This window comes from Robinsoniella sp. RHS, from assembly GCF_001029355.1.
Taxonomy (GTDB): Bacteria; Bacillota; Clostridia; order Lachnospirales; family Lachnospiraceae; genus Robinsoniella; species Robinsoniella peoriensis.
The window spans coordinates 104,569-128,772 of sequence record NZ_JNGB01000003.1 but is presented as its reverse complement, the minus strand read 5'-3'; the positions used below and the strand labels follow the sequence as shown (position 1 = coordinate 128,772).

General features: G+C 40.5%; 25 protein-coding genes. 23 read left to right on the top strand and 2 right to left on the bottom strand.

Annotated features, from left to right (window positions below; translation table 11 throughout):
• The first annotated feature begins 383 nt into the window (after positions 1-383).
• From RHS_RS29920 to RHS_RS02310, 22 genes are all read left to right on the top strand, one after another.
• The gene (locus tag RHS_RS29920) at positions 384-752 is read left to right on the top strand and encodes a hypothetical protein (protein WP_395021034.1); all 369 of its coding nucleotides are present in this window, start codon (positions 384-386) and stop codon (positions 750-752) included.
• Between the two features lie 69 nt (positions 753-821).
• Positions 822-2,462, top strand: a complete 1,641-nt coding sequence (locus tag RHS_RS02410; RefSeq protein ID WP_044296739.1) for a Na/Pi cotransporter family protein — start codon at positions 822-824, stop codon at positions 2,460-2,462.
• 146 nt (positions 2,463-2,608) lie between these two features.
• Positions 2,609-3,637 (top strand): substrate-binding domain-containing protein, encoded by a 1,029-nt coding sequence (locus RHS_RS02405; RefSeq protein WP_047832274.1) that lies wholly within the window; start codon positions 2,609-2,611, stop codon positions 3,635-3,637.
• A 347-nt stretch (positions 3,638-3,984) separates the two neighbouring features.
• On the top strand, positions 3,985-5,277 hold the full coding sequence (locus RHS_RS02400) for an ABC transporter substrate-binding protein (protein WP_047832223.1): 1,293 nt from the start codon (positions 3,985-3,987) through the stop codon (positions 5,275-5,277).
• A 17-nt stretch (positions 5,278-5,294) separates the two neighbouring features.
• The gene (locus RHS_RS02395; protein WP_197041662.1) at positions 5,295-6,203 is read left to right on the top strand and encodes a carbohydrate ABC transporter permease; all 909 of its coding nucleotides are present in this window, start codon (positions 5,295-5,297) and stop codon (positions 6,201-6,203) included.
• Positions 6,203-7,072: a carbohydrate ABC transporter permease gene (locus RHS_RS02390; RefSeq protein WP_027294021.1), complete on the top strand. Its 870-nt coding sequence runs from the start codon at positions 6,203-6,205 to the stop codon at positions 7,070-7,072. Before RHS_RS02395 ends, RHS_RS02390 begins: the two co-directional genes overlap by 1 nt.
• A gap of 21 nt (positions 7,073-7,093) precedes the next feature.
• Entirely contained in the window at positions 7,094-7,780 is a 687-nt protein-coding gene (locus RHS_RS02385; protein ID WP_047832222.1) for a hypothetical protein, read from the top strand.
• Between the two features lie 41 nt (positions 7,781-7,821).
• Positions 7,822-10,236, top strand: a complete 2,415-nt coding sequence (locus RHS_RS02380) for a glycoside hydrolase family 2 TIM barrel-domain containing protein (RefSeq protein WP_395021030.1) — start codon at positions 7,822-7,824, stop codon at positions 10,234-10,236.
• Positions 10,237-11,033: 797 nt separating this feature from the next.
• Positions 11,034-12,899 (top strand): TIGR03960 family B12-binding radical SAM protein, encoded by a 1,866-nt coding sequence (locus RHS_RS02375; protein WP_047832221.1) that lies wholly within the window; start codon positions 11,034-11,036, stop codon positions 12,897-12,899.
• Positions 12,883-13,593: a TIGR03936 family radical SAM-associated protein gene (locus tag RHS_RS02370; RefSeq protein ID WP_044289355.1), complete on the top strand. Its 711-nt coding sequence runs from the start codon at positions 12,883-12,885 to the stop codon at positions 13,591-13,593. Before RHS_RS02375 ends, RHS_RS02370 begins: the two co-directional genes overlap by 17 nt.
• 8 nt (positions 13,594-13,601) lie before the next feature.
• Positions 13,602-14,813 carry an Rne/Rng family ribonuclease gene (locus tag RHS_RS02365; protein ID WP_047832272.1) on the top strand — a complete coding sequence of 404 codons (1,212 nt, stop codon included), beginning with the start codon at positions 13,602-13,604 and terminating at the stop codon, positions 14,811-14,813.
• Between the two features lie 4 nt (positions 14,814-14,817).
• A complete protein-coding gene (locus tag RHS_RS02360; protein ID WP_047832220.1) occupies positions 14,818-15,660 on the top strand; it encodes a PHP domain-containing protein in 843 nt (280 codons plus the stop codon).
• A 163-nt stretch (positions 15,661-15,823) separates the two neighbouring features.
• Positions 15,824-16,189, top strand: coding sequence for a VOC family protein (locus tag RHS_RS02355; RefSeq protein WP_044296731.1), 366 nt, complete (start codon positions 15,824-15,826; stop codon positions 16,187-16,189).
• A gap of 171 nt (positions 16,190-16,360) precedes the next feature.
• Positions 16,361-16,666, top strand: coding sequence for a 50S ribosomal protein L21 (gene rplU / locus RHS_RS02350; protein ID WP_027294031.1), 306 nt, complete (start codon positions 16,361-16,363; stop codon positions 16,664-16,666).
• Positions 16,667-16,672: 6 nt separating this feature from the next.
• Positions 16,673-16,996, top strand: coding sequence for a ribosomal-processing cysteine protease Prp (locus tag RHS_RS02345; RefSeq protein ID WP_047832219.1), 324 nt, complete (start codon positions 16,673-16,675; stop codon positions 16,994-16,996).
• A gap of 4 nt (positions 16,997-17,000) precedes the next feature.
• Positions 17,001-17,288 (top strand): 50S ribosomal protein L27, encoded by a 288-nt coding sequence (rpmA, locus tag RHS_RS02340; RefSeq protein WP_027294033.1) that lies wholly within the window; start codon positions 17,001-17,003, stop codon positions 17,286-17,288.
• Between the two features lie 62 nt (positions 17,289-17,350).
• Positions 17,351-18,643 (top strand): GTPase ObgE, encoded by a 1,293-nt coding sequence (obgE, locus tag RHS_RS02335; protein WP_044296730.1) that lies wholly within the window; start codon positions 17,351-17,353, stop codon positions 18,641-18,643.
• A gap of 70 nt (positions 18,644-18,713) precedes the next feature.
• A complete protein-coding gene (gene yhbY / locus RHS_RS02330) occupies positions 18,714-19,007 on the top strand; it encodes a ribosome assembly RNA-binding protein YhbY (RefSeq protein WP_047832218.1) in 294 nt (97 codons plus the stop codon).
• Between the two features lie 18 nt (positions 19,008-19,025).
• On the top strand, positions 19,026-19,661 hold the full coding sequence (gene nadD, locus RHS_RS02325) for a nicotinate-nucleotide adenylyltransferase (RefSeq protein WP_044296729.1): 636 nt from the start codon (positions 19,026-19,028) through the stop codon (positions 19,659-19,661).
• On the top strand, positions 19,654-20,262 hold the full coding sequence (gene yqeK / locus RHS_RS02320; protein ID WP_047832217.1) for a bis(5'-nucleosyl)-tetraphosphatase (symmetrical) YqeK: 609 nt from the start codon (positions 19,654-19,656) through the stop codon (positions 20,260-20,262). The genes nadD and yqeK overlap by 8 nt, the downstream gene beginning before the upstream one ends.
• Before the next feature lie 22 nt (positions 20,263-20,284).
• Positions 20,285-20,617 (top strand): ribosome silencing factor, encoded by a 333-nt coding sequence (gene rsfS / locus RHS_RS02315; RefSeq protein ID WP_044289966.1) that lies wholly within the window; start codon positions 20,285-20,287, stop codon positions 20,615-20,617.
• Between the two features lie 108 nt (positions 20,618-20,725).
• Positions 20,726-21,073, top strand: coding sequence for a TIGR04076 family protein (locus RHS_RS02310; RefSeq protein ID WP_047832216.1), 348 nt, complete (start codon positions 20,726-20,728; stop codon positions 21,071-21,073).
• A 76-nt stretch (positions 21,074-21,149) separates the two neighbouring features.
• On the opposite strand, the gene RHS_RS29915 is transcribed toward RHS_RS02310, so the two are convergent.
• Complete coding sequence (locus tag RHS_RS29915) at positions 21,150-22,538, bottom strand: HAMP domain-containing sensor histidine kinase (RefSeq protein ID WP_377138803.1); 1,389 nt, start codon at positions 22,536-22,538, stop codon at positions 21,150-21,152.
• Positions 22,531-23,226 (bottom strand): response regulator transcription factor, encoded by a 696-nt coding sequence (locus RHS_RS02300; protein WP_027294040.1) that lies wholly within the window; start codon positions 23,224-23,226, stop codon positions 22,531-22,533. The genes RHS_RS29915 and RHS_RS02300 overlap by 8 nt, the downstream gene beginning before the upstream one ends.
• A gap of 228 nt (positions 23,227-23,454) precedes the next feature.
• On the opposite strand from RHS_RS02300, the gene RHS_RS02295 reads away from it, so the two are divergent.
• Complete coding sequence (locus RHS_RS02295) at positions 23,455-24,168, top strand: ABC transporter ATP-binding protein (protein ID WP_044289361.1); 714 nt, start codon at positions 23,455-23,457, stop codon at positions 24,166-24,168.
• The last annotated feature ends 36 nt before the right edge of the window (positions 24,169-24,204 follow it).

Here is a 24,204-nt window from a genome sequence, read left to right as displayed (position 1 = left end):
ATTAACCACAGCCGTTTGCTCCAAAAAGGAGCAGGCGGCTTATTGCTACCCAAAACCGCTTTATAAGTGGCACATATCCTTTAACATCCAGGGTGTTCATTGAAAACCCGGATTCAAGGGTTCCATGTCAGTATTTGTCAGTTTCGACAGAAAATTTGATTTATCCACGAAATGATTGCAGAAAAAGAAAAGTAAGATTATAATAGAGAAAGCAACAAATGTACTGAGGAGAAAATACTACGCGTATCAAAAACGGAAATTTAGGCCGTATACTTCAAGAATGCGGCTCAGCATGCGCAGTAGTGCTGTATTAAGAGATGAAAAGCTTTCATATAATAAACAAAATTGCCTGTGTGATCTTTATTTTAGCAGCTGTCTTCTTTGTGCAGACAGCAGTAAGAAACACTTTTTTTCCAGCTGCTGCCGCTCACCGGGATAAGTACCATTCCCAGACTGCCGGTACGGAAAACCAGTATAGCATTTATACTGCGGAGCACACCATAAATGAGCAGGTTTTGGAACATTCTGTGCCTCCGGGCAGAGTCCTTTTAAATCAGGTATACAGTCTGTTTCGCGGAGATCTGTCTTCTGGTTCCTGGATCTCAGAACTGTATATGCCTCAGAGCATCTATTACATGATGTTCGGCGGAGGCGTATTTTTGCTGTTCTTATATCGGGCTTCGCTGCCCGTCCAGTTTTATGACAAACTGAATATTACCCATGAGTCAGACGGGAAAAAGCGTCCGCTGTAAATTCTGCGTATCTTTTGGTTATGCACAGGTTACAGTGTAAATATTATGACAAGAATGGGAGAAAAAAGAATGGAACTATCTGATATTTTAATGCTTCTCGGCGGTCTTGCCTTGTTTTTATACGGCATGCAGATGATGAGCAGCGGCTTAGAGATGGCCGCCGGAAACAAGATGAAACAAATCCTCGAAAAACTCACCTCCAACCGGTTTAAAGGAGTTTTGGCGGGAGCAGCCATAACGGCAGTAATCCAATCCTCTTCAGCTACGACTGTTATGGTCGTTGGTTTTGTAAACTCTGGTCTTATGACCTTAAAACAGGCGGTATGGGTAATCATGGGCGCCAATATCGGTACCACCATCACCGGACAGCTGATCGCATTGGATATCGGTATGATCGCTCCGCTGATCGCCTTTCTGGGCGTTGCAGCAATTCTTTTTGTTAAGAATGAAAAAGTAAAGCATATCAGTGAAATATTTGCAGGTCTGGGTGTGCTTTTTATCGGTATGGATATGATGGGTTCTGCCATGGTACCTCTTCAGAACTCCGAAACCTTTATCCATTTCATGACAACCTTCCGCAATCCGCTGGTAGGTATTTTAATTGGTGCTGTCTTTACTGCCATCATACAGTCTTCCTCAGCTTCGGTCGGCATCCTGCAGGCTTTGGCCGGTACCGGTATGATTCCGCTGTCCAGCGCAGTATACATTTTGTTCGGACAGAATATCGGAACCTGTATCACAGCAGTTTTAGCATCCATTGGCACTAAGACCAATGCAAAACGGACGACGGTCATTCACCTGATGTTTAATGTTATCGGAACTTTTATATTTACAGTAATCTGTCTGATCACTCCATTTACAGTTCTTATGGAGCAACTTACTCCCGGGAATTCAGTGGCTCAGATTGCCAATGTACATACGGTGTTTAATATTGTCACCACGCTGCTTTTGCTGCCATTTGGTACTTATATGGCACATCTGGCAGAAAAGATTCTGCCGGATAAACAAAGTGAACAGGAAGAAATGCTGCATCTGCAATACATACAGCCCTTTGAAAGCCACTATGCAATGGGGCAGGGGGCATTGGTTCTGACACAGATTGACCAGGAGATCGAGCGGATGCGGAACATGGTCTGTGAGACCGTTACCGGTAGTTTTGATGCCGTACTTCACAGCTCATCAAATGATAAAGAGGAGCTGGAGCAGAAGGAGGATTATATTGATTATCTGAATGCAGAGGTTTCCCGGTATATTGTGTCTGTTATGCACCATGAGATGGCAGCGGAAGATTCGGTCAAAATCAGTGGATATTACAAGATTCTTGGTAATTTGGAGCGAATCGGTGACCATGCCATGAATATTCTCGGGTATGCTGTCAGTATGAAGAAAATGAATGTTAATTTTTCAGATAAGGCAAAAAAAGAGATACTGATTATGAGAGATATGAGCCTTCAGATTCTGGAAGATGTGGCTGGCAGCAATGTATCTGATATAAAAACGATGCTGGAGAAAACTTCCCGTGACGAACAGAAAATTGATGATATAAGAAATGAGAATCTGAAACAGCAGATGGAGAGGATGGGAAAGAGCGAATGTATCGCTGACGCAAGTATTTTCTTTTCCGAGTTGCTGACAGATTTTGAACGTATCGGAGACCATGCATTAAATATAGCAGAACAGTATCATGAAATGCTGACAAGAGTTATCTGATTTATAATTCCCAGGAATAAGGCAGTCTGATATTCCTTTGCTTTTGAACCGTCATGCTGTAACAACTGGCATTTACGGGTTGTACCATTTCTGATTTTAGTCTATAATGAAGAAAAATAGAGTTGGAAGGAAAGCTGGAAAATAGAATGGCAAAAGAACGAGCTAATATTTATACAATTGCAGAAGAAGCAGGCGTTTCACCTTCTACCGTTTCACGGGTAATGAGCAATGCGGCCAGAGTCAGTGCAGAAAAACGTAAACGAGTGGAAGCGGCTATCCGCAAATATGATTATAAACCGAATGCTCTGGCGCAAGGGCTAAGTACTTCGAGAACAAAAATGATTGGAATTGTGGTAGCGCATATTGAGAATGTGTTTTATTCCAAGATGGCTGCAGAATGTGAACGTGTAGCAAATGAAAGAGGCTATATGCTAATGATGCTCAGTTCTTTGAGTGACTTTGAACTGGAAAAGCGACAGATACAAAAATTGTATGAACAGTGTGTAGATGCAATTATTATACTAGGGGGAAATGTAGATCAGGTAGTAGCAGATGAGGAATATGTAGAGATTATAAATCGGATTTCTGAAACAATTCCAGTAGTAGCTACAGGACGGCCTCAAGGTGTAAATTGTTATAAGATTGGGATGGATGAAGGATATGCGATGGAACTTGCCATGAATTATTTAGTTAATTTAGGCCATAAGGAAATTGCAGCTATGGGAGGTTGTAAGACGGTGAAATCAACCTTAGATAAAAGAATTCGTTACCGGAGCCTTATAAGGGAACATGGTTTGGAATACCGCGAAGAGTACCTGGTAGAAACCGAAAATTATAATTTTGATTCAGGCTACAATAGCATGAAAGAATTATTAAAAAAATCACTTCCATCAGCGGTGATCTGTATCAATGATTTTTTTGCCTGTGGCGTCATGAAAGCCATAGGGGAAGCAGGATTGAAAATCCCGGAGGATATTTCAATCATAGGGTTTGACAATACTATTTTATCTAGTATATTAATTCCGGATTTAACCGGTGTTGCCTGCGATTACGAGGATTTTTCAAAGAAGCTGGTCGAAACTGCAATAGGGGCTGCAGAGAGAAGAGAGATGCCAAAAGAGCAGATTACAGATGTTTCGTTAATTATCAGGTCATCCTGCAGGTTGATAAAATAAAATTTAAAATACATATATACAGAATCCACAATTTGAGTTCATACAAATTGTGGATTCTGCTATTTTCGTGAATGATGGCAATAAACATGTTGATTATTTCGTATGGTTTGTTATAATAATTTTTGAAAGCGGTTGCAAATTTTAAAATAATAACTAGGGTAATGATTAAAAAAATGTATATATTTGTCGTTTTGTTACAGGATAAAATAAAAATATTATGCATAATATCTTATTATTCTATAAAAATGTGAAATCGCTTTCAATATATTACAATCAACTATGACAAGGTAAAACACAGATCAGGAATTTGGAACGGGTATCATTTTTAGAAGCAGGAGGGCAGAATTATGAATAAGAAATTATTGCAGCTTATGCTGGCAGCATCTGTCTGTACCTTTCTTTTTTGCGGTTGTCAAAAAAAAGATACAGACGGAAAAATTGAGATTGAATTTATACACTGGGGTGGTGACTCTACTTACAGCGGTTGTTATAAAGACCGCATTGCCATGTTTGAAAAAGAGAATCCGGATATTAAGGTGAAAGTAACTACGGTTGCTTCAGATTATGATACAAAAGTACAAACGATGTTTGTTGGTAAAAATGCACCGGATGTTCTGCAGGTACAGCCAAGCAGTTGCACTACATTTGCAGAAAAAGGGGTATTGGAGGATTTAAGCGGACCGGTTAAAGAATCGGATTTAGATTTGGAGGAAACATTTGGTGGGGGTATGGATGGATATGAAACAGATGAAGGAATCTATGCATTACCTGACAGAGGCGGTACAACAATCACTTATTATAACAAAGATATGTTTGATGAAGCCGGTATTTCTTATCCGGATAAGGACTGGACGATGGATGATTATATGAAAGCATGTGAACGGTTGACAAAGGATACCGATGGAGATGGTGAGACTGACCAGTGGGGGGCTGCTTCTACAGATTATCTGGGAACATGTGGTCCACTAATTTTAAGCTATGGGGCAAATATCGTAAATGAGGATTATGAAATTGGTGTAGATTCAACTCAGATGAAAGAATTCATGGAAGACTATAATAAATGTTATCAAAATGGTTGGATTATTCCTTATGAAGAGTTAGAAAAGTCTGGATCTAATGGGGATAACTTTTTTGCACAGCAGCGTTGTGCCATGATTTTAACCGGATTCTGGAATGTAGAATCATATACAAAAATGGATGAACTCAACTTTGATATTGCGCCTACACCAACCCAAGAGACACCGGCAGCATGGGCTATGGGAAGTGCATTGTCCATTAACAAGCAGTCCAGCCCTGAGAAAAAAGAGGCAGCATGGCGGTTTATCCAATTTATGACAGGAGAAGAGGGGCAAAATATGCTGGCGCAAACCCTTGCAGACTGTCCGGCGAATCTCAAGGTATTAGGAAGTGATACCTTCGTCAATCAGGAGGTAAATGGTAAAAAGTTAAGTCTGGATGTTATTGGATTGGAACAAAGCAGGGTGAAAGTAGATGGAATCTCCAAAGGAGCATATAGCAGTGAATTGACAGGTGAACTGCAGTCGAGAATTAAAGAGATGCTCTTAGGAAGAGAAACTGTTGATGAGGCACTTAGAAATATGGATGGGAAATTGAAGAAACTTATCAAGTATTACAAATAGGACAGGAGGAATAAGAAATGTCACATTCAAAAAAAGCGGTAAGTTCCCGAAGAGAAGCAAATCAAAAACGGTGGTTTTTTATATTTATATCTCCATGGCTGATCGGTTTTCTGGTCTTGACGATTGGTCCTATGATTTTTTCCTTTCTGATTAGCTTTACAGACTGGGATTCTATTTCCAAGATAAATTTTACTGGTGTACATAATTATCAAAGGCTGTTGGAAGATGACAGGTTCATGATTAGTTTAAGAAATACGTTTGTCTATACGATCATCAGCGTACCGCTGAGTTTACTGATATCCCTTGCTATGGCATATTTACTTAGTTTCCGATTAAAAGGGATGAGGGTTTTCAGAACGTTGTACTATTTACCGGCTGTGGTACCGGCAGTTGCTTCCTGTATCCTGTTTAAGCGTATTCTGGCAACAGATGGTCTGGTTAACCAATTTCTGGGGATTTTTGGAATAAAGGGACCTGCATGGCTGCTCAGTAAGGATTATGTACTGTTCGGTTTTGTATTTCTTGCAATCTGGGGAGTGGGAGGCACCATGATTCTTTTGCTTTCTGCTATCAATAGTGTGGGCGAGGAAATGTACGAATCAGCTCTTATTGATGGTGCAACCAGATTTTATATGTTTCGCAAGATTACAATTCCACAGATTACACCAATTATTTTCTTTAATCTTATTACAGGTATCATTGGATCCTTACAGACTTTTACCCAGGTATACATGCTGACGGACGGCGGACCGGATTATGCCAGCAGTATGATTGTGCCTTACCTGTATCGCAATGCTTTTAGTTATTTCAGAATGGGATACGCGTCTTCTATGGCCTGGGTGCTGTTTATAATTGTTATGATTCTGTCTGTATTGGTACTGAAATCATCCAGCGCATGGGTCTTTTATGAGGAGGAGATAAAATAATGTTAGATAAAAATATGTCGCAGACTTCAAAAATAATTACGTATATTATATTGATTTTATTTGCAGGTATCCTTCTTTGCCCTTTTTTATATATGATTAGCATTGCACTGGCAACTCCGGATACCAATGCCAAAGAGCTGTTCACCATGATGCCGAAGGAGTTTTATTGGAAGAATTTTACGGAGCTGTTTTCCGGTGCATTTGACGGAGAAAAACCAATTGGAACATGGTTTTTAAATACGTTATTAGTAGTAGCATTAGGTATTGCCGGTCAGCTGTTTTCCAGTACTTTTGTAGCATTTGGTTTTGCGAGAATGCGTTACAAACATAAAAATAAATTATTTTTAATTATGCTGTGTACAATGATGCTGCCAGGGCAGATTACACTTATTCCGGTATTTTATTTATTTACCAGGGTTGGACTTTATAATTCTGTCTGGCCGCTCATTATTCCACAGTGGGTTGGATCAGCCTATAATATCTTTTTTACAAGACAGTTTATTTCTGCTATACCAGGTCAGCTATATGAGGCGGCTGAGATTGATGGATTAAGTTACATGGGTATATACCGAAAGATTGTAATACCATTAGTTAAACCTGCTCTGTGTGCTATCGCAATTTTCACTTTTAATGCAACGTGGGGAGATGTATTTGGACCATTAATCTATATTTCGGATACCAACAGGATGACTCTGGCGCTTGGAGCAGCAAATCTTTCTGCATCTTCAAATCCTACAGGAGCAATTAATTTATCTGTATGTATGTGCATGTCACTGCTTTTATCCATACCTCAGATTGTAGTTTATTTTGCGGGGCAGAAAAGTCTGTTCCATATTAATCTTGGAATTGGCAACAGTGGTACAAAGTAAAAGTAGGAAGGCAGCGGTGTAATGAAGAAAGATTTTTATAAGGTTTATGGATATATCAGTTATTTGAATTATATTCTCTGGCTGTTGGAACTAAATTTGCTGTTCTTTCTGGTAAACTTGCCGATAATGGGCCTTTTCTTATTTGTGAAATTTCAGCTCACGACAGCGCCGTTGTTTTTTGCAGCGGGAGTGACGGTTGGACCATCTCTTTATGCGATGTTTGAAAGTTTACGGGATGTGGAAAAAAACAATGGGATCATTATTTGCTACCTGAAATCCCTTAAAGCGAATTTTTTACCCTGTTTAAAAGTTACGATAATACTGGATTTTCTGATGATCCTAATTTTAAGTGAATTAACGATGATGGACAGATTACAAATAATGGAAGGTTTCAGATGGTTTCTAATTTTCTTTATGTGCATTCTGATTACCTTTAGTGTGAATTTATTTATAGTCTTTAGCACATGGAAGCAGACGGGAAAAGAGGCAGTTATACTTAACGCGAAACTAAGCATTGTTAAGGCGGGCAGATATAATTTAAGTTTAATGATTTGTCTTGGCACGTTTATACTGCTGCAATATGTACCTGTCTATATGATACTTTATGGATTTGCTCTGGCAGGTTTCTTATGCTATAAGAATTTCGTGCCTATCATACATTTCGTTAATGAAAGGCCAGAGAATACAAATCGGGAAACTTTGAATTAAAAAAAACTGTTTAGCCGGAATAATGCGGCAGATTTCAATAGATGAAAGAGATGGTGAAAAACTTGAATACAATTATAGAAAATAGAAATGAAAATTGGAAATTCCATTTAGGAGAATGTGAAGAAGCCTGGTATAAAGGATTTGATGATAGTCAGTGGAGAAGTGTCAGGCTGCCTCATGACTGGTCCGTTGAAATTCCATTTTCAAAAGAATATTCCAGTGGAACGGGATACGCTGCCGGCGGAGTCGGCTGGTATCGGCTGCGTTTTACACTTCCCAAAGAATATAAAGGAAAATGCATCCGGGTGGTTTTTGACGGGATTTATAAAAACAGCCAGGTTTGGTGTAATAGTTACTATCTGGGGAAAAGACCAAATGGATATACTACCTTTTCCTATGACTTAACTTCGTTTTTATGTTTTGGGGAGGAAATGGATAATGAGATCAGTGTAAAGGTGAACCATACGGATATTGCAGATTCAAGATGGTTTACCGGAAGTGGTATTACTAGAAAAGTTACATTTTTGATAGAAGAGAAAGTGCATCCAAAAGAGTATGGAATCTTTTTTCAGACAAAACAGATGAATAGGGATGCTGCACAGATAGAGGTAGCTAATTGTATCGAGAATACGTCAGATCAAAGCGTCACGGTTAATATAGAGACTATTTTATCAGATGCATGTGGAAATATCGCTTTACGAATAAAGGATAAAACAGTTTTAAATGCTCTTGAGACCAAAAAATGTATCATGTCTGGCATGGTATCTAATCCAAAACTGTGGTCACCCGAAGAACCGAATCTATATAAGATGCAAACCTTTTACAAAATTGATGATAAGGCACCCTATCAGGTGCAGGAAGAGATGGTCGGTATTCGGACGATCTGCTTCGATGCACAAAGAGGATTCTTTTTAAACGGCATAGAAACAAAGCTAAAAGGAGTCTGTATACATCATGATGGAGGCTGTCTGGGAGCGGCTATGGTGGCAGAAGTATGGCAGAGAAGACTGGAAATACTGAAAGACTGTGGATGTAATGCAATTCGATGCAGCCATAATCCACATATGCCGGAGTTATATCAACTTTGTAACAGTATGGGATTTTTCGTGATGGATGAGGCTTTTGATGAGTGGGAGAATGCCAAGAACAAATGGTCTGACGGGCATAATGTATATCCCCCTAAGCATCAGGGATATTTTGAGGATTTCCCCCAATATCATGAAGCTGATTTAAAAGCGATGGTAAGGCGGGGGAGAAATCATCCTTCTATAATCTTATGGAGCATTGGTAATGAAGTAGATTATCCAAATGATCCTTATTGTCATCCCATGTTTGAAACTATGACTGGTAATAACGATTCAAATAAGCCCGCTGCAGAGCGTATGTATGATCCTAACAGACCAAATACAAAGCGTTTGACAGTTTTGGCGAAGAGGCTTTCAGATATTGTTAAGCAGGAGGACAAGACAAGACCAGTTACCTTAGCAGCAGCATTTCCGGAACTTTCGTCCAAACTTGGGCTTTTGCATCCATTAGACGTTGTAGGATATAACTATAAGGAACACCTGTATGCAGACGATCACAAGGAGTTCCCTGACAAACCATTTTTGGGAAGTGAGAACAACCATAGCTACCAGGCATGGCTGGCAGTAAAGGAAAATCCATATATCAGCGGACAATTTTTATGGACCGGTATTGACTACCTGGGAGAGGCTCAGGGCTGGCCTGTGCATGGTTCACCGGCTGGAATTATAACCTGTGCCGGATATAGAAAACCAGAATTTTATAAAAGAAAATCTTTTTGGAGTAAAGAAGATGTCTTGCACATTTCCACAAGAAAGGATGATGGAAGAACGCAAGAGTGGATTCCGGTTAGTGATACCTGGAATTATGAAACAGGAGAGATGATTTTAGTTAAATGTTTTTCTAATCTCCCGGAAGTAAAACTATATTTAAATGAAAAACAGGCAGGCAGACAGAACCAGCTCCATGATGATGGTACGTTTTGCTTTCGGATACCGTTTGAACCTGGCATTTTAAAAGCAGTCGCTTGTGATGCGAGTGGGAGGATTTGTTTGACCCATCAATTAAAAACCTCAGATGGAGCAAAGAAAATAGTATGGGATTTGTGGAAAGGAAAAGATGCTATAACAAATACTTGCTGGAATGAAATTTCTGCAAGACCGGGTTATCTATATCAATTAGAGATCAAACTTATGGATGATGCCGGTCAGATCCCAGTCGGGGATGACCGAAAGATTAAAATCCAGGTAAATGGAGATGGGGAACTTGCCGGAATCGAAAATGGAGATTTGTCTGATGTTACGCCGTATTCTTCGAATGAGCGAAAAACATACAATGGACAGTTGATTGTGTTTATTAGACGAACGGGCATAAGAAAGATCTATGTGGAAATAGAGTCAGATATGGGTATACATAAATTAGAGATTGATTAAATTAGGTCTTTTGTGTACCCGGCTGGTCAATGGAGGGATTGCTGAGGCAGTTCCTCTTTTTCTGATATGCTCTAATACTACAGGGAACGATTTTATCTTAAATTGGGGTTTAGCTAAGGAAAGACGCTTTGTGTAATATAGGTAGTGTGCGGAAAGATGGGGATGGGAAACTGGTATGGACTCCGTCAGCTTGCCGCAGAACTGGTATTTTCTAACCTTTGCAGAGCGCTTTTTGGCGGCACGCGGGCATTCGCTCCGAAATCCTGATGCATTTCGCAGCTCACTGCCCGCTTAGTATCCGATGGGAGCCAATCGAATACTATCCGCCAAAAAACACTCCGCAAAGGTAAGTAAATACTCAGCTCTGCTCTACGCTTCCTCCGCCCATACCAGTTTCCCATCCCCATCTTTCCGAGATTCAAGTTGAGAAAACCAGCTTTGTATCAACGAATGCCCTCTTCTCTTTTCGTATATTACCTATCATATACAAAGCGTCTTACTCAGCTAAACCCAAATTTAAGATGAAACTGTTCGCTGCAGTACTAAAAAGTCCCTCTTTTATTTCTTCGACGTTTAGAAAAGCGCAAATATCAGGAAATCTAGACAGGCAATAAAGATTTACTTGAAGTTCTTCCAGAAACTTCGTATAATTAGGCAGGTGTGGATAATTATTCGCATAGGGCTTACGCAATACATTTTATGAGCACAATATAATGAATCAAAAATCATTCTAAATTGAGCAATAGAAACAGGTGAAAGATTTATTATACAATATCAACAAAATACAAGGAGATATAATGAGAAAACTAGCTTTAAATGATGAAATACTGCTAAAAATCGAGAAGCCTGCCCGCTACATCGGTAATGAGGTCAACTCGGTTATAAAAGATAAAGAAAAGGTGGATATCCGCTTTGCCATGTGCTTTCCCGATGTCTACGAGATCGGGATGTCACATCTTGGAATTCAGATTCTTTATGATATGCTGAATCGAAGAGAGGATATCTGGTGTGAAAGGGTGTATTCTCCATGGATGGATCTGGATAAGGTTTTAAGAGAAAAGGATATCCCGTTGTTTGCACTGGAATCACAGGAGCCAATCAAAGAATTTGATTTTCTTGGAATCACCATTCAATATGAGATGTGCTATACAAATATACTGCAGATACTGGATCTGAGTAAAATTCCGCTTCTAAGCAAAGACAGAGATGAGAATTGTCCAATCGTAATCGGCGGTGGTCCATGCAGTTATAATCCAGAACCCCTGGCGGATTTCTTTGACTTGTTTTATATAGGAGAAGGAGAAACGGTATATTTCAGATTAATTGATCTGTATAAAGAATATAAATCCAATGGAAAAGGAAGGAAGGCATTTTTAGAAGCTGCTGCCCTCATCCCCGGAATTTATGTACCGTCTCTTTACGAAGTAACATACAAAGAAGACGGAACCATTGCTTCTTTTCAACCAAAAAGTGCGGATACACCGGCATTTGTAGAAAAACAGATTGTAATGGATATTACGGATACTTATTATCCGAAAGCACCGGTTGTTCCGTTTATTAAAGCAACCCAGGACAGGGTAGTGCTGGAAATACAAAGGGGCTGTATCCGTGGATGCCGTTTCTGCCAGGCGGGAATGCTTTACCGGCCCACCAGAGAGCGGGATCTTGCTATGCTGAAGGAATACGCATATGAAATGCTGAAAAATACCGGGCATGAAGAAATTTCCTTAAGTTCATTAAGCTCCAGTGACTATTCCCAGCTGGAAGGATTAGTTAACTATTTAATCGAAGAATTCAAAGGAAAAGGGGTTAATATTTCCCTGCCATCCCTTCGTATCGACGCTTTTTCCCTGGATGTTATGAGCAAAGTGCAGGATGTGAAAAAGAGCAGCCTTACATTTGCTCCGGAAGCCGGCTCCCAGCGCCTGCGCGATGTAATTAACAAAGGGCTGACCGAAGAAAATATTATAGAGGGTGCAGGCCAGGCATTTGAAGGCGGCTGGAACAGGGTAAAGCTGTATTTTATGCTGGGACTTCCTACTGAGACGGAAGAAGATATAAAAGAGATCGCACATCTGGCTGACCGCATTGCCAGACGGTATTATGAGATACCCAAAGAGGAGCGAAACGGTAAATGCCAGATTACGGTCAGTACCTCATTTTTTGTGCCAAAACCTTTTACGCCGTTCCAATGGGTAGGGATGAACACAAAAGAAGAATTCTTAGGAAAAGCCAGAATAGTTAACCAGGAAGTGAAGGACCAGTTAAATCGCAAAAGTATTAAATATAACTGGCATGAAGCGGATGTTACTGTTTTGGAAGGGCTGCTGGCACGAGGAGACCGCAGAGTAGGGGCAGCCATACTGGATGCTTATCAAAACGGTGCACTTTACGATGCATGGTCCGAGACTTTTAAGAATCAAACCTGGATGGAAGCATTTGTACACACGGGAATAGATCCGGATTTCTATACGACCAGAGAACGTTCCATGGATGAAATACTTCCCTGGGATTTTATACAAATCGGTGTTTCAAAGAATTTCCTGATACAAGAATGGAAAAAAGCGGTTTCAGAAACAATTACAAATAACTGCCGTCAGGGTTGCTCTGGATGCGGTGCGGGAATATACAAAGGAGGCGTGTGTATTGAAAGTAAGAATTAAATTTGCCAAAGAGGGTGCTATGAAATTTATCGGACACCTTGATATCATGCGCTATTTTCAAAAAGCAATGCGAAGGGGAAATATTGACATTGCTTTTACTGAAGGGTTCAGCCCCCATATGATTATGTCATTTGCAGCCCCTCTGGGTGTGGGTCTTACCAGTACGGGAGAATATCTGGATATTGAAGTTCAGACTGAAATTTCATCAAAAGACGCAATTGAGCAGTTAAATGCTTGCATGGTGGAAGGAATGAAAGTCTTAAGTTTCCGAAGAATTCCCCAGGAAAAAGCAAGCAAAGCGATGTCTCTGGTTGCTGCTGCCGATTATCTGGTAAACTTCAGAGAAGGGAAAGAACCGGATCAGGATTATAAGAGCCGGCTGGCGGAGTTTTATGACCGGGAAACCATCACAATTATAAAGAAAACAAAAAAAAGTGAAAAAGAAGTAGATATCAAGCCTATGATATATGCTTTGGAACTTCGGGAAGACGGAATATATATGCAGCTTGCTACAGGAAGTGTCAATAATCTGAAGCCGGAACTTGTGATGGAGGCATTTGCCCAGTATCTGGGAATGGAAATGGAACCATTCAGTCTGTTGGTTCATCGGCTGGAAGTCTATGCAGATCTTGGAAATGAGAAAAAGCGCAGTCTGGTTTCTCTGGAAGATCTGGGAGAGGATATTCCCGGGTAGCAATGGAGATGGAAGAAAAAAACAGTAAGCTGGTTATCACAAGGGAGGAGGGGCAGATTTTAACAACGCTCCTTCAGGATGGAAAACCGGTAGAATTTCATTTAGAACCGGAAGGGGTAGATTCACTTCTGGGAAATATTTATATCGGAAAAGTACAGAATATTGTACAAAATATCCAGGCTGCTTTTATTGAAATCAAAAGTGGTTTGCCTTGTTACTATTCTTTGGAAGAAAATCCTACACCTTACTATACCAGTAAAATGAACTCCCGCAGATTGGTGGCGGGAGATGAGCTTCTGGTGCAGGTAAGCCGTGAAAATATGAAAACGAAGGCACCTACTGTCACTTCTAATTTAAGCTTTACCGGCAAATATCTGGTTCTGACAAGTGGAAACACACGGATAGGGGTCTCAGGTAAACTGTCTCCATCTCAGAGAAAAGACCTTAAGAACCTGCTGGAAGAATACCGCTCAGACCAATATGGCTGGATTATCCGTACCAATGCAGCGCAGGCAACACATGAGGAGTTAAGGCAGGAAGTCTGCCAATTGGCAGGACAATATGAAAACTTAAAGGAACGGGCCAGATTCAGGACCTGTTTTTCGTGTCTTTACCAGACACCCAAGAATTATCTGACCCAGCTGCGGGATACTTACAGCGGCAAACTGGAAACAATTCTAACAGATGACCAGGGGTTGTATGATTCCATGCAGGAATTCCTTGCCGAATACCAGCCGGAGGATCTGGATAAACTGTCATTTTATGAAGATTCCCTGCTGCCCCTGAAAAAACTGTACAGTCTGGATCAGGCTTTAAAAGATGCATTGAAAGAGCGTGTATGGCTGAAATCCGGAGCTTATCTGGTCATTCAGCCTACGGAAGCCCTGACATCCATCGACGTGAATACGGGCAAATATGACGGTCATAAGAATCAGGAAGCAACCTTTTTAAAAATCAATCAGGAAGCAGCCAGGGAAATTGCCAGGCAGCTGCGGCTGCGCAATATTTCGGGCATTATTATTGTTGATTTTATTAATATGAAATCTCCTGATTCTAAAAAGCAGTTATTGGATGGATTTGAGGCATATCTGTCCAAAGATCCCGTCAAAGCGTCACTGGTAGATATGACGGCATTAGAACTGGTGGAAGTAACCAGGAAAAAAGTTAAAAAATCCCTGGCAGAACAGGTAAAAGCAATTACTGAGATACAAAGGAAGTGACTTAATGATCAGAGCGGATTTACATTTACACAGCCGTTATTCCGATGGCAGTGATTCAGCAGAAGAGGTTTTTGAAAAAAGCGTCCGGGAAGGACTGGATGTGATTGCACTTACAGACCATGATGCGCCGCCAAAAGAAGATATTCTGAAAGCGCTTGGCAGAAAACACCATATTCAGGTAATTATGGGAATGGAATGCGGCAGCAGGGATTCTGAGACAAAACTGGATGCCCATATCCTGGCATACAATATAGCCGATTATGAGCCGGTTGCCAGACTGATGAAGCCGGTACTTGAAATGCGTCATGAGCGGAGCTTATGGCAGATTAAACGGCTTCGGGAAATGGGTTATGAGATCAGCCGCGAAGAAGCAGAAAAAGAGACAGATGGGTGCTGCATTTATCGCCAGCATATTAATTATGTACTCTATAAAACAGGGCAGATCGATGCCATGTTCGGCTCCTGGATGCAGCGGATGTACCGGGAAAACGGACCCTTAAGGGTCAGCTATGAGTATCCCGACACAAAAGAGGTTGTAAAAGCCATTGCAGAAGGAGGCGGAAAGGCAGTACTTGCCCATCCGGGACAGCAGCAGAATATCCGGCTGATTCCAAAATTAGTGGAAGCGGGGCTTACCGGTGTGGAATTACTGCATCCGTCTAATACACCGTTTGATATGAAGGAGATTGCAGCTACGGCGGAATATTATCATTTATTTCTTACAGGGGGCAGTGACTATCACGGCCTGCTTTCCCCAAAAGGCGGACAGGTAGGCGAATGTGTTATGGAATTTAAGGATTTCCATGAAATTTTTAAGCCAATGCAGAGCGCACTTGAAATGGCATGAAATGGCATTCTGACAGCAGTGTGCCACGCTTGAATAAAATATGAATCAATGATATAAAATTGCACATAATAGCAGGAGTAAACTAGTTTGAAAGAAAAGCGCTTTCAAACTACTTATTAAGGCAGTATTGCAGGCAGGCCTGCGATATGCGGGAGGTATAATTATGATTAAATTTAACCACTTTAACTTTAATGTTCTGGATTTAGAAAAATCCCTCACTTTTTACGAAAAAGCACTTGGATTAAAGCCGGTGAGAGAAAAAAATGCATCTGACGGTTCTTTTAAGCTTGTTTATCTGGGTGATGGCATTACCGATTTTACTTTGGAGCTCACCTATCTGACAGAACGTAAAGAGCCATACAATCTGGGGGAACTCGAATACCATCTGGCATTTGTAACCGATGACTATGAAGGATTTCATCAGAGACACAAAGAAATGGGATGCATCTGTTTCGAAAATGAAGCGATGGGAATTTATTTTATTGAAGATCCGGACGGATACTGGATTGAAATTGTCCCGGAAAAATAAGAATTTAAACACACCCTAGCCTGTTTGCGCTATTTATTGGGTAAATTTTGAAAAAATAGTTGACGTAAAATCTTCAGTATGATATTATACTCTAGTATGCCGCACAGAGAGGTCTAAGAGTCATGCAGATGATCACCAAATCTGGCGAGTAATGATAATAGGAGGTGCCATATGTACGCAATTATTGCAACAGGTGGTAAACAGTACAAAGTAGCCGAAGGCGATATCATTAACGTAGAAAAGCTTGGAGTAGAAGCTGGAGAGACTGTTACTTTTGATCAAGTACTTGCAGTAAGCAATGATGGTCTTAAAGTTGGAGCTGACGTTGAAAGCGCAACTGTAACCGGTAGCGTTGTGAAAAACGGTAAAGCGAAAAAAGTTATTGTTTACAAGTATAAGAGAAAAACTGGATATCATAAGAAAAACGGTCATAGACAGCAGTTTACACAAGTTAAAATTGAAAAAATTAACGGTTAATTGTCAATGATTAAAATCACAGTTTATAAGAGTTCAGAAGTATATAGAGGATTTGTAGCCAAAGGCCATGCGGGTTACGGGGAAGAAGGACAGGATATTATCTGTGCTGCCGTATCTGTACTGACTGTGAATGCAATTAATTCCATAGAGCAGTTTACTGAGGATAAATTCGCCGTAAGGCAGGATGATGACGGCTTGGTAGAGTTGATCTTGGAAGGTGTAGTTTCAAAAGAGACGAAGCTCTTGCTGGATTCGATGATTCTTGGTTTAAAGGATATCCAAAATAATTACGGTAATGAATATATCAAGATTATATTCAAGGAGGTGTAAGACTATGTTAAAAATGAACCTTCAAATTTTCGCTCATAAAAAGGGAGTTGGTTCTACTAAAAATGGTAGAGATTCCGAATCTAAGAGATTAGGCGCGAAAAGAGCTGACGGACAATTTGTAAAAGCTGGAAATATTCTTTACAGACAGCGTGGAACTAAAATTCACCCGGGCGTTAACGTTGGACGTGGTGGAGATGATACTTTATTCGCTTTAGTTGATGGTGTTGTAAGATTCCAAAGAAAAGGAAGAGATAAGAAACAAGTTTCTATCGTTCCAGTATCAGCAGAATAGTAAAGGTGGCTTCAAATCAAATTGGTTTGAAGCCTATTTTTTTAGAAAGAAGGTGAATGGAAATGTTCGCAGACAGAGCAAAAATATCCATACGTTCTGGTAAAGGCGGGGACGGCCATGTAAGCTTTCGAAGAGAATTATATGTTGCCAACGGCGGTCCTGACGGAGGAAACGGCGGAAAAGGCGGAAATATTATTTTTGAAGTAGACGAAGGCTTGAATACGCTGGCAGACTACCGCCATAAACGCAAGTTCAGTGCGCAGGACGGTGAGCAGGGCGGAAAGAAACGCTGCCATGGAGGCAACGGCAGTGATTTGATACTGAAGGTTCCGGAAGGTACGGTAATAAAAGAGGCTGAAAGCAATAAGGTAATTGCAGATATGTCCGGAGATAACCGCAGGCAGGTTATTTTAAAGGGCGGAAAAGGCGGACTTGGCAATATGAATTTTGCCACACCCACTATGCAGGTACCAAAATATGCACAGCCGGGACAGCCGGCTCAGGAACTTATGGTGAATCTGGAATTAAAGGTGATTGCAGATGTGGGACTGGTTGGATTTCCAAACGTAGGAAAGTCTACGTTGCTATCCCGCGTTACGAATGCGAGACCTAAGATTGCCAATTATCACTTTACAACCTTAAATCCCAATCTGGGAGTAGTAGACCTGGACGGTGGAAAAGGATATGTAATTGCAGATATACCGGGGTTGATTGAAGGTGCTTCCGAAGGTGTTGGTCTTGGACATGAGTTTTTACGTCATATTGAACGTACAAAAGTGATGATCCATATGGTAGATGCAGCATCCACAGAAGGACGTGATCCAATCGAAGATATCTATAAAATCAACGAAGAATTAAAAGCTTATAATGAAGAAATTGCAGCAAGGCCTCAGGTGATTGCGGCAAATAAAATAGATGCCATTTTTGAGGGTGATGAAGATCCTGTCCAGAAGATCAGGGATGAATTCGAACCTCAGGGAATTAAGGTGTTTGCCATATCCGCAGTCAGCGGAAAAGGTTTGAAAGAGTTATTGTATTATGTACGGGAACTGTTAGATACGGTGCCGGAAACTCCGATGGTATTTGAACAGGAATTTTTCCCGGATCAATTTAATATGACTGAGAATCTTCCATATACGGTAGAAAAATCTACGGAGGAAGAGCATACCTACATTGTAGAAGGACCGAAAATTGAAAAAATGCTGGGTTATACCAATCTGGAGTCGGAAAAAGGCTTTGCATTCTTCCAGAAGTTCTTAAAAGATACCGGCATATTGGATGAATTAGAAGCTGCAGGCATTGAAGAAGGCGACACCGTGCGTATGTATGGACTGCAGTTTGATTACTATAAATAATTTTATATAGATAAAGAGGATACATGTGCCCGGATAACGTGATTACCAGGCATCCGTATCGGAGGGAAAGATGACAAGTAAGCAACGTGCGTATTTAAAAGGTCTGGCAATGACTATGGATTCTATTTTCCAGATTGGAAAATCCAGTCTTACACCAGAAAATACCCAGGCGATCAAAGAAGCCCTGGAAGCAAGAGAATTAATAAAGGTTAATGTCCTTCAGAATTGTATGGACGATCCGAAAGAGCTGGCATCTATGGTAGCGGAGCGTACCCGTTCACAGGTAGTACAGGTTATCGGAAAGAAAATTGTACTTTATAAAGAAGGAAAAGACGAAAAGAAAAAGATTCAACTTCCTTTATAAAAGCGGGGAATTCAAAGAATGAAGCAGCGACGTAAAAAAGTTGGTATCATGGGCGGAACTTTTGACCCGATCCATATCGGACATCTGATTCTGGGAGAAAACGCATATCTGCAGTTTGACCTGGATTATGTGCTGTTTATGCCCTCCGGCAATCCTCCTCACAAGCAGGAGCGCCAGGGGCGTGCGACGACAGCACAGCGGGTGGCAATGGTTTCCCAGGCAGTCAGCAGTAATCCGCATTTTGAACTTTCTATGGCAGAGACACATGACGAGGGTTATACCTATACCAGGGAGACGCTTAGCCGTCTGGTGAAGGAGAACCCGGATACAGATTATTACTTTATTATGGGAGCCGATTCCCTGTTTACTTTTGAAACATGGAAAGAGCCGGAAGATATCTGCCGCCTCTGTACCCTTGTAGTAGCGGTAAGAGACCATGTGAAACCGGAGAAATTAAACCGCCAGATTGATTATTTAAAAGAGCTCTTTCAAGCTAAAATAGAAAAGCTGGATACTCCAAATATTGATATTTCATCCGGTACGATCCGAAACTGGATCTGCAGGGGCAAATCAATTAAGTATTATGTTCCTGACGAAGTAATACAATATATTGAAGAGCATTGCATGTATCAGGAGTGTGAAGAAAATGAGTGAATTCAATATTTTAAAAATGCAGGATAAACTGAAAAAATATCTGGATGAAGATCGTTTTACCCATACCCAGGGCGTTATGTACACCAGTGCCGCACTGGCAATGCGTTATGGGGAGGATGTGAGAAAAGCACAGGCAGCCGGATTGCTGCACGATTGTGCGAAATGTATTCCCAACGAGAAAAAAATCAGTATCTGCGAAAAGAACAGGATTCCCATATCGGATGCAGAACGGGAAAATCCATATTTACTTCATGCAAAAGCAGGAGCACAGATCGCGCAAGAAAAGTATAAGATTACAGACCAGGATATTTTAAATGCCATTGCATATCATACCACAGGAAGGCCAGGCATGTCTCTTTTGGAGAAAATCGTCTATATAGCGGATTATATAGAGCCGTGGCGTTACAAAGCCCAGAATCTGGAATTGACAAGGAAAATGGCATTTTCTGACATTGATGAAGCTCTGTATATCATTTTACGGGACACCCTTTCGTATCTGAGGTCTACAAAAAATGTACTGGACCCAATGACTGAGAGAGCTTTTGAGTATTATAAAGAAGTTAACAGAGAAAAGCAAATAATGAGACAGGAGGGAAAATAATTTGGAAAACAAGTCAAAACAAATGGCTAAAATCGCATGTGCTGCTTTAGAAGAAAAAAAGGCAGAGGATTTGAAGGTCATCAATATTGAAGAAGTATCCGTATTGGCTGATTATTTTATCATTACCAGCGGAACTAATAAAAATCAGGTGCAGGCGTTAGTAGATAACGTAGAAGAAGCCCTGGGCAAAGCAGGATATCAGGCAAAGCAGGTAGAGGGTTACCAGACAGCAAACTGGATTCTGCTGGATTATGGTGATATTATCATTCATGTATTTGATTCGGAAAATCGTTTATTCTACGATCTGGAGAGAATCTGGAGAGATGGCAAGAGTATTTCAGTAGAAGAATTATAATAATAGAATGGCTGTGCATCGTATTTTACCAGAATACGGTGCATTTCTGCTATGCAGCAATATCACTGTCTATCAGGCAGTATAATTAAAAATAGAAAGGGTCTATAAATGAAAAAATGGTATGATGAAGAATACGAATTTGAGATTGAGGTAACAGGATTTCTACGCAGCGACCATACAGAGCGGTATTGCCGAAATGGCGAGGAAATAGGAGATAAATATACCTGTACCTATGGATGCCCTGTAAATGCGGATAGACAGGGAATTTGTTCAAAAGTAATGATGATGTTATATCCAATCATGGAAGCTGTCAGAAGCGGTGGAGATTTAGTGAACATCGGCGGTAATGATAAATACAGCAAGGATATTGTTTGCCCAGATGGCTGCGTTATGTTCCGGCTGACCGCAAAGAAACTTGGAAATGAGAATTTTTATAAAGGGAAATTTTACGATTGATTTTTAGTTCAGAACACCCCTGCTGGATTTTAGTGCCGCATATGGCGCGTAAAACTGCAGGGGTGTTCTGTTTTGTTTATTCGGATGAAGTGCTTTTAGAAATTACAGGCATTTTAATTCTGCTGATAAACCAGATCCCGTCTTTGTAGCATTCAAAATATCCTCCGTGAATGTGCATAATCCGCTCACATGTCTTAATACCGATTCCGGTACTTTCGTGTGCGGACAGATCTTCCTCAATTCTATTATGAAATTCAAGTACAAAGTATCCGTCTATTTCTCTGGAAATAACATGCAGCGGGTAGCTGGCATCGGCATACTTATGAATATTGGATAAAATGTTATCCAGGGTTCTCTGTACATATTCAATGTCCAGATAGCAGTTGCTCTTCAGGGAATCCAGATCAAACTGGGATTCAATTTCAAAGCCTTCACTTTCCAGTGTAAATAACTGATCGTCTGACAGACCGGTAATCAAATTGATCGTAGGGATCAGTTCTTTTTGATATGCTTCTTCCCCTCGTTCGGATACCAGAAAGTATTCAAATAATTTATCTGATAATTGCTTAATCTTATAGGCTTTATTTTTAATATGCCCTAAAAAGTTGTGCAGCTGGTCCTGGTTTTGGTATCTGCCCAGAATCAGCAATTCCACATATCCGATCAGGGAGGTCAGGGGAGTGCGCAGATCATGGGACATGGCGGTAATCAGCTTTTGGTGTGCTTCTTTTACAGCCTGTTCATTTTCATCCCGCTCGATAATAGACTTCCGCATCTGATTGATGCCCACCGCCAGGCGGTAGAGCTCGTCACAGCCGTTTTCCCGGACTTTATAATTCAGATCCCCACCTTCTAAGATTTCAAGATCTTCTGCGAGTTTGTTAATATATTGGATTTTCCTGTGGATGAAAAATAAGAAAAGCAGCAGGAAAATCAAAAAGCAGAGAAAGAGGCAGGCATAGTACAGCACCACATAATACTTCACATAAAAGTAGCAAAAAACCTGGGTATCCAGCGTGATATGGTCCGAAAAAGTTATTTGATACATGGGAATATCCCCCTGTTCCTGTACCGGTTCTGTAAAATTGTTTTTAATATACTGGTTAAAATAATTTTCCAGACTGTCTCCTTCCGGAGGAACCGCACCAAAATCAGAATTGAATATTTCATAATCTTTATAGTAAAAAGATATAGAAGTATTACCCTGTTCTTTCATCCATTTGTGTATCTGAGAAATTTCTTTGGATGTAATCTCATTTTCATCAATAAAACTCTGCAGTTTCTGGACGAAATCTTCTTCTGTACGTTTTACATAGGAGGGAGACATAAGTGTTTTATCCAGCAGATAATATCCAAATCCAGAAAGCGGTTCGTATGCCAGGTAGGCGATCAGCAAAGAAACGGTAACAGCGAGCACCAGCTCTCTGGCTAATTTCTTAGAAAAAATATTCTTGATTTTAGACAATGCGATAACCCCTTCCCCAAACGTTTTGTATATAGTGCGGATTCTGTATATCATCTTCCAGTTTCTTTCTCAGGTTTCGGATATGGACGGCGACCGTATTGCTGGAAAAGGAATAATAAGGCTCCTTCCATACGCTTTCATATATATTCTGAGCGGAAAAAATCTTTTTTCGATGAGTAGCAAGGAGTGCCAGAATCTGATATTCCAGATCCGTCAATGTAATTTCCTTTCCGGATTTTGTCACTCGCTGAGCATCCATATCGATTTCTATATCCTGGAGATAAATATGTCCCAGGCTTTTGGTATCCTGTCCCATGTAAATGCAGTATCTGCGGATTAATGCCTTTACTCTGGAGAGCAGCTCAGTGTAAGAAAATGGTTTTACAAGATAATCATCAGCGCCTGCAGAAAAACCGATCACAATATCTTCTTCTTTTGACTTAGCGGTCAGAAATAAAATAGGAACCATATGTTCTTTGCGGATTTCATTACAGGCGATAATCCCGGAACATCCGGGCATCATTACGTCTAATATAATCAAAACAATGGAACTTTCCATCATCTCTATGGCTTCTTTCCCATTTGCCGCTTCAATAACCTGATATCCTTCCCCTTCTAATAAAATACGGATTACTTCACGGATTTCAGCATCATCGTCTGCAATCATAATTTTTTGCAACTTGTTCATGTATTACCTCCTCTGTTACAGGATACCTTTCATATAAACAGATACCCGAAGTAATATTATTGTACCATGAAATCGGATCTGGGAGTATCTTATCTTTTTAATCTTCATATTTCTTCACTAAATCTGCTGTTATTTTTTAAAATTTTCCTGTTATTCTGGTTTCTGAACAGTAATAAGGAGGAGGAAGCGGCAGTATTGCAGGTAAGCCTGTAATAGGCGCAGGACAAAATGGAAGAAATTATCAGAGTATCAAATATCCGTAAACAATATATCGTAGGAAATGAAAAGGTAGTCGCTCTTAAAAAAATTAACCTCTCTATTCATAAAGGGGAAATTTGCTGTATTTTTGGTACTTCCGGTTCTGGAAAAAGTACACTGCTGAATCATCTTGCAGGATTTGAAAAACCCACAAAAGGCGAAATTTTTATTAAAAATACTTCGATCACGAAGCTAAGTGAAAAAAACATGGCTGCGTTTCGTCAGCTGCATATTGGATTTATTTTTCAGGCGTATAATTTACTGCCTAATTTAACGGCACTTGAAAATGTAGCTCTGCCCCTGGTGTTCCGCGGGGTAGAGATGGATAAACGGATGCACAGGGCAATGCAGCTGTTGAATAAGGTTGGTCTGGGCAAAAGAGGTGCACATTATCCCTCACAGATGTCCGGAGGCCAGCAGCAGCGTGTGGGGATAGCCAGGGCGTTTGTTACCCATCCGGAAGTAATATTTGCAGATGAACCAACTGGAAATCTGGATACCAAAACAACGGCAGAGGTAATGAACATGATTGTCGGTATGGCTCATAAATACAATCAGACAATTGTACTGGTCACCCATGACCCGGAAATGGCAAAGTATGCTGACCGTATAGTAACTTTAATCGATGGGGATATTGTGAAAGATACGGCTGTTCAGAAAGACCCCGGTATTAAAAATGCTTAAGAAAACGTGACTAAAAGTAATACAAAGATTAATTAT